The sequence below is a fragment of the Ornithinimicrobium sp. genome (genome assembly GCF_030537745.1).
GTDB lineage: Bacteria > Actinomycetota > Actinomycetes > Actinomycetales > Dermatophilaceae > Ornithinicoccus.
The window spans coordinates 23,411-29,830 of record NZ_JAUNVI010000022.1; the positions used below are offsets into that span (position 1 = coordinate 23,411).

At 69.0% G+C, this 6,420-nt stretch carries 6 protein-coding genes and 1 pseudogene; 1 reads left to right on the forward strand and 6 read right to left on the reverse strand.

The window, feature by feature from the left end; genetic code table 11:
- Position 1: 1 nt before the first annotated feature.
- From Q4P07_RS06690 to glmS, 4 genes are all read right to left on the reverse strand, one after another.
- Positions 2-460, reverse strand: a complete 459-nt coding sequence (locus Q4P07_RS06690; protein WP_303374127.1) for a VOC family protein — start codon at positions 458-460, stop codon at positions 2-4.
- Positions 461-519: 59 nt separating this feature from the next.
- Positions 520-1,968, reverse strand: a complete 1,449-nt coding sequence (locus Q4P07_RS06695) for a bifunctional ADP-dependent NAD(P)H-hydrate dehydratase/NAD(P)H-hydrate epimerase (protein WP_368660256.1) — start codon at positions 1,966-1,968, stop codon at positions 520-522.
- Between the two features lie 77 nt (positions 1,969-2,045).
- Entirely contained in the window at positions 2,046-2,396 is a 351-nt protein-coding gene (locus tag Q4P07_RS06700) for a holo-ACP synthase (protein WP_303374129.1), read from the reverse strand.
- A gap of 7 nt (positions 2,397-2,403) precedes the next feature.
- Positions 2,404-4,257: a glutamine--fructose-6-phosphate transaminase (isomerizing) gene (gene glmS, locus Q4P07_RS06705; protein WP_303374130.1), complete on the reverse strand. Its 1,854-nt coding sequence runs from the start codon at positions 4,255-4,257 to the stop codon at positions 2,404-2,406.
- A 55-nt stretch (positions 4,258-4,312) separates the two neighbouring features.
- Between glmS and coaA the strand changes: the two genes are divergently transcribed.
- Positions 4,313-5,272: a type I pantothenate kinase gene (coaA, locus tag Q4P07_RS06710; RefSeq protein WP_303374131.1), complete on the forward strand. Its 960-nt coding sequence runs from the start codon at positions 4,313-4,315 to the stop codon at positions 5,270-5,272.
- On the opposite strand, the gene Q4P07_RS06715 is transcribed toward coaA, so the two are convergent.
- On the reverse strand, positions 5,269-6,087 hold the full coding sequence (locus Q4P07_RS06715; RefSeq protein WP_303374132.1) for a DUF1206 domain-containing protein: 819 nt from the start codon (positions 6,085-6,087) through the stop codon (positions 5,269-5,271). The two genes, coaA and Q4P07_RS06715, sit on opposite strands and share 4 nt — an antisense overlap.
- Before the next feature lie 56 nt (positions 6,088-6,143).
- A pseudogene (locus tag Q4P07_RS06720) lies at positions 6,144-6,420 on the reverse strand (transglycosylase SLT domain-containing protein); the annotation flags it as partial.

A 6,420-nucleotide genomic window follows, 5' to 3' on the forward strand; every position in this document is an offset into this window, starting at 1 on the left:
GTCAGCCGCGACCGTCACCGAGCAGGGTCTGGCCGTCCTCCGTCACCGACCAGTAGGGGTTGTGGGCAATCTCCCACACGTGCCCGTCCAGGTCGGTGAAGACGCCGGAGTAGCCGCCCCAGTAGCGGGAGCCGGCTGGTCGGAGGATGGTGGCTCCGGCCGCCATCGCGCTCTCTAACTGCTCGTCGACGTCTGCGGCGCTGGCAACGTTGAGCCCGAGCACCTTGCCACCCCAGGCAGCACCGGAGCCAGGCATGTCCTCGGCTTCGCCGTCGATCTCGATCCCGGAGTCGACGGCGAGCGCCATCCGCTCCCAGAGGGCGACGACCATGCCGCCGGTCTGGAAGAACACGATGTGCTCCGGGGAAGGTCCGGTCTCCCACCCCAGGGCCCGATAGAAGTCACGGGCACGGTCGAGGTCGTTCACACCCAAGGTCACCAGGGACAGACGCTGATCCATGCTGCCAACCTAGCAACCCCCTGCAGGACCTCCTGCCCGCGGGCCACAGGTGGTGTTGCTCACGCGAGCAGCGCGGCGATCGTCGGCGCCAGCGCCTTGGCGACGGCGAGTGCGCGGACCGGCCCGCCCGGGTTGGCCCGGTGGGCCGCCTGCCCGTGCACCAGCGCGGCGAGCGAGCCAGCATCGCGTGGGCGCAGCCCGGCCGCGAGCAGGACGCCGCACAGCCCGGCGAGGACGTCACCGGCACCGGCGGTGGCCAGCCACGGTGGCCCGTCTGCCTGGCTCCGCAGGGGCACCGTCTCGTCCGGGTCGACGATCAGCGTCGTAGTCCCTTTGAGGAGCACCGTCGAGCCGGTCAGCGTGGCCGCGCGCCGCGCGTGCCCGACTGGGTCGGCGAGCACGTCATCGACCGACACGCTCGCTGGGCCCTGGCGCCCCAGCATGGACAGCAGCCTGGCCAGCTCCCCGGCATGGGGCGTCAGCAGGGTGGGGGCCGCGCGGGGGCCGTCGGTCAGCAGGTCCGGCAGCAGGTCGAGGCCGCCTGCGTCGATCACGGCGGGCACGGCCTCGCCGAGGGCGCGTCGCGCCGCACGCACCTGGGCGCGGCCGGCCACCGAGGTATCGGAGATGTCCAACCCCGGTCCCACCACCCAAGCCTGGACGTGTCCGGGCTGCGTGACCGCTTCCGGGACAGCCTGAAGGACCAGGGTGCTCGGTGTCGAGGTCCCGACGTAACGGACCATCCCCGCCCCGGCCTCGACTGCCGCTGTGCAGGTCAGCACGGCGGCGCCTGCGTACTGCTCGCCGCCGGCTACGACGCCGAGCACCCCCCGGGAGTATTTGTCGTCCATCCTCACCGGCACCGGCCAGCGTGCGGCGACATCGCTGGCCTCCAGTCGCTCGACGACAGGAGGCTCGTCTAGGACCAGCCCGAGGTCGACGACGGTGAGCTCCCCCACGGAGCCCTCGGTCACCGGCAGCAGGTGCACGGGCTTGGCGACGCCGAAGGTCACTGTCTCCTGCGCCTGGACGTGGTGGGTGGCTGGCGCGAGGCCGGCGGGGTCCGTGCCGCTAGGGAGGTCGACGGCGAAGGTGTAGGCGGTGCTCGGCAGCTTTCCCACCACCTCGGCCATGGCTCCTCGCAGGCCGGGTCGTCCCCCGATGCCCAAGAGTCCGTCGATCACCACCTCCGCACCGGCCACCGCCTCGCGGACGGCCTCGGGGAGAGACTCGGCCCGCTGGGGACTTGGCCTCACGAGGTGTATCCGGACGCCGGCCTCCTCCGCGACAGCGCGCGCCTGCTCGTGCAGCGCGGCGGCCACCCCCACCGCCTGGATGCGCAGGTGCGGGCGCTCGCGCCGAAGCAGGGCGGCCGCCAGGAGCGCATCGCCGCCGTTGTGGCCCGGGCCGGCCAGCACGAGGACCCGGGTAGGGGTGGTGCTGCCTTCGACGCCCTCGTCCAGCCGCAGCGCGACCTGCTGCGCGAGGCCACGGGCCGCGCGTCGCATCAGCTCACCTTCTGGCAGCCCAGCCTGCGCACGGCCCTCTGCGGACTGGACGGCGGAGACGGCATACCCGCAAATCATCAGCCCTCGGCGATCACGATGGCGGTGGCGACGCCAGCGTCGTGCGAGAGGGAAACGTGCAAGGAGGTCACCCCGAGTGCCTCCGCACGGGCCGCTACGGTGCCGCTGATGCGCAGGTGCGGCCGGCCGTCCTCGCCCCGCACGACGATGGCATCGGTCCAGCGCAGCCCGACCGGTGCACCCAGCGCCTTGGCCAGCGCCTCCTTGGCAGCAAACCGGGCCGCCATCGACTCTGGGCGCAACCCGAGCTCCTCCTGCGTAAAGAGTCGCTCGCCGAGCCGCGCGTTGGCGGTCAGGCGGTCGGTGAAGCGATCGATCTCGACGACGTCAATCCCGACCCCGACGATCATGGCGACCTCACTCGACCGTGACGGACTTGGCCAAGTTGCGCGGCTGGTCGACGTCCAGCCCCTTGGCTGTGGACAGGTGGAGAGCGAAGACCTGCAGCGGCACCACCGTCAGCAGGGGCGCCAGGAGCGGGAGGGTCCGGGGGACGCGGATCACCTCGTCGGCGAACGGCTCCACGTCAGTGTCTCCCTCCTCCGCGATGACCAGCGTGCGCGCACCCCGAGCACGGATTTCCTGGATGTTGGAGACCACCTTGCCGTGCAGTCCGTGCTCGCTGTCTGGAGACGGCACGATGATGAAGACCGGCTGGCCCGGCTCGATCAGCGCGATGGGGCCGTGCTTGAGCTCACCCGCCGCGAAACCCTCGGCATGGATGTAGGCCAGCTCCTTGAGCTTGAGCGCACCCTCCATCGCGACCGGGAAGCCGACATGGCGGCCCAGGAACAGGACGGCGCGTGAATCTGCCATGAAGTAGGCGATCTCCCGCACGCGGTCCATGGTGCCCAGCAGCTTCTCGATCTTCGCGGGGATCTCCTTCAGCTCCCCCATGACGGCGGCCGTGTCCGTCTGCTCTCCGCGCAACCTGGCCAGATAGAGCCCAAGGATGTAGCTGGCGGTGATCTGAGCCAGGAACGCCTTGGTCGACGCGACGGCGATCTCCGGCCCGGCGTGGGTGTAGAGCACGGCGTCCGACTCTCGCGGAATCGTCGACCCGTGGGTGTTGCAGATCGAGATGGTGCGCGAGCCGAGCTCCTTGGCGTGGCGCACGGCCATCAGGGTGTCCATGGTCTCCCCGGACTGTGAGATCGAGACCACGAGGGTGTGGGCGTCGATCACTGGGTCGCGGTAGCGGAACTCGTGCGCCAGCTCGACCTCGACCGGGATGCGCGCCCACCGCTCGATGGCGTATTTTGCGACCATGCCGGCGTAGGCGGCGGTCCCGCAGGCGACGATGACCACCTTGGTCACAACTTTGAGCTCGTCCTCGGAGATGTGCAGCTCGTCCAGCGCAAGGTTGCCGTCGACATCGGTGCGGCCACGCAGCGTGTCGGCGACCGCGTGCGGCTGATCGTGGATCTCCTTCTCCATGAAGGTGGCGTATCCGCCCTTCTCCGCCTCGGCCGCGTCCCAGGTCACCTCGTAGGCCTTGCCCTGCGACGGCGTCCCGTCGAAGTTGATGATCTCGTAGGTCTCGGGGGTGATCGTGACGATCTGGTCCTGGCCAAGCTCGAGCGCCTGGCGGGTGTAACCGATGAACGCGGCCACGTCGGAGCCGAGGAAGTTCTCCCCCTCGCCGAGCCCGACGACCAGCGGTGAGTTGCGGCGAGCGCCGACGAGGACGTGGGGCTGGTCCGCGTGCAGTGCCAGCACGGTGAACGCGCCGTCCAGGGACGCCACGACCTCACGTATGGCCTGCGTCAGGTCGCCGGTCGCGGTGAAGGCTTCGCTGAGGAGGTGGGCGACCACCTCGGTGTCGGTCTCGGAGGTAAACCTCACCCCACGCGCCAGGAGGGACTGCCGCAGCCCGTGGAAGTTTTCGATGATCCCGTTATGGACGATCGCGAGCTTGCCGTCGGCGCCGCCACGGTGAGGGTGGGCGTTGGCGTCGGTCGGTCCGCCGTGGGTGGCCCATCGGGTGTGGCCGATCGCGGTCGCGGTCTGTGGCAGCGGCGCCTCCTGCAGGGCCGAGCGCAGGTTGCTCAGCTTGCCGCTGCGCTTGCGGGTCTCTACCAGCGCTCCAGCGACGACGGCGACCCCCGCCGAGTCGTACCCCCGATACTCCAGCCGTCCGAGCCCCTCCATGATGACTTCGAGCGCCTTGTCATCGGTCCGCGGACCGACATATCCCACGATTCCACACATGGGCCAAGGGTACGGCTTCTCCTTCCGTGCGACCGCCTCTGCCAGAATGCGCGGCATGGGTTCTCATGGCAACGGCCGCAGCATCCCCTCCCCCTACGTCGAGCTCGACCGCGACGACTGGGCCCGGCTGCGCGAAGAGCACCCGATGCACCTGGACGAAGCGGACATCACACGACTGCGCGGGCTGGGTGACCCCTTGGACCTGGCAGAGGTGGAGCAGGTCTATCTCCCCATCAGCCGTCTCCTCTCCTTCTACGAGGAGGCCACTGCCCGCCTGCACCAAGTCACCAGCGACTTCCTCGACGAGCGGCCCAAGCGGACTCCCTTCATCATCGGCGTCGCGGGCTCAGTCGCCGTCGGCAAGTCCACGACGGCGCGCATCCTGGCCGAGCTCATCCGCCGCTGGGATTCCGCCCCTACGGTCGACCTCATCACCACCGACGGGTTCCTCTATCCCAACGAGGTGCTGGCCAAGCGCAACCTGATGTCCCGCAAAGGCTTCCCCGAGTCCTATGACCGGCGCGCCCTGCTGCGCTTCATCTCCGAGGTCAAGGCCGGCAAGTCCGAGGTCATCGCGCCGGTCTACAGCCACCTCGTCTACGACATCATCCCCGGCGAGCGGGTGGTGATCCACGAGCCCGACGTCCTGATCGTCGAGGGACTCAACGTGCTCCAGCCCCCAGCCGCTCACAGCAACGGTCGCGCAGGTCTGGCAGTCAGCGATTTTTTCGATTTTTCTGTGTATGTCGACGCGCATGTGGGCAACATCAAAAACTGGTTCCTCCAGCGATTTCTCTCGCTGCGGCAGACCGCGTTCGCCGACCCCGAGTCACATTTCCACCGCTACGCCACGCTGTCTGACGATGCGGCCATCGACATCGCCGAGAACATCTGGGACACCATCAACGCGCCCAACCTGGTGGAGAACATCCTCCCGACACGCAGCCGTGCCACGCTCGTCCTCCTGAAGGGGCCCGAGCACACGGTAGACCGCGTGCGGCTGCGGCGGCTCTAGACGTCCTGCATCCGGGCGTAGCGCGCCCGGGCAAAGCTGTAGACACCGAAGGCGACCAGGCCCAGTGCCACGACGAGCAGGAGCACGGTGCCCAACGGCTGGTCGGCGAGCGTCTTTAAGGCCCCGTCCAAGCCGGTCGCCTCCTCCGGGTCCGCCTGCCAGGCCGCCAGTATGAAGAGACCTCCAACGACGGCAAGAGCGACACCCTTGGCGGTATACCCGATGAGCCCGCTCAGCTCCACGCCTTTGCCCACCGCCCCGCCCCCTGTCGTCGTCACGTCCTGGAGGAAGGTCTTGGCCACGCCCTTGTAGACGTGGTAAGCGCCAGCCCCGATGACGCCGACGCCGAGCAGACCGACCAGGACGCGCCCCAGGGGGACGTGCATCAAGGTCGCGGTTAGGTCGGCACTGCTCTTGCCGCTGTCCTTGCTGCCACCCATCGCGAACGTCGTGGCCGTTACGCCCATGACTGCGTAAAGGATCGCCTTGCCGGCAGCCTTGGCCCGGTCAGCTACCTCGCCGTCATCCAGCGCACCCACCAGGGCCTCAAACAGGGCCAGCGCAAAGAAGCCCACCACACACACCCACAGCAGCACTGAGCCGAACGGGGTCGACCGGAGCGCCTGCAGCGCGCCTCCCTGATCGGCCTCGCCACCCCCGCCCAGAGCCACCTGCACCGCGATCCACCCGATCAGCAGATGGATGATGCCACTACCGACGTAGCCCAGGCGGGCCAACCTACGCAGCCAGGGGTTATCCCCCATCCGTCCGGCCTCGCGCGAGACCTGCTTGCCGACCTGCTTGAACGCGCTCACCCGGCCAGCCTACGGCGCGGGGCTGTCGGCGTCAGCGCGAACGTTCCAGGCAGCGTTTAGTACCAGCCGACGGCCTCGGAGTGGGCCCATGCGCCGCACGGCGAGCCGTAGCGACCGGAGATGTAACCCAGGCCCCAGGTGATCTGGGTCGCCGGGTTGGTCTGCCAGTCGGAGCCGACCGTCGCCATCTTGTTGCCGGGCAGCGACTGCGGAATGCCGTAGGCGCCTGAGGAAGAGTTCATCGCGAGGTGGTTCCATCCCGACTCACGCTGCCAGAGCGAGTCCAGGCAGCCCCACTGGTCAGCGCCCCAGCCGTAGGAACCAAGCATCGAT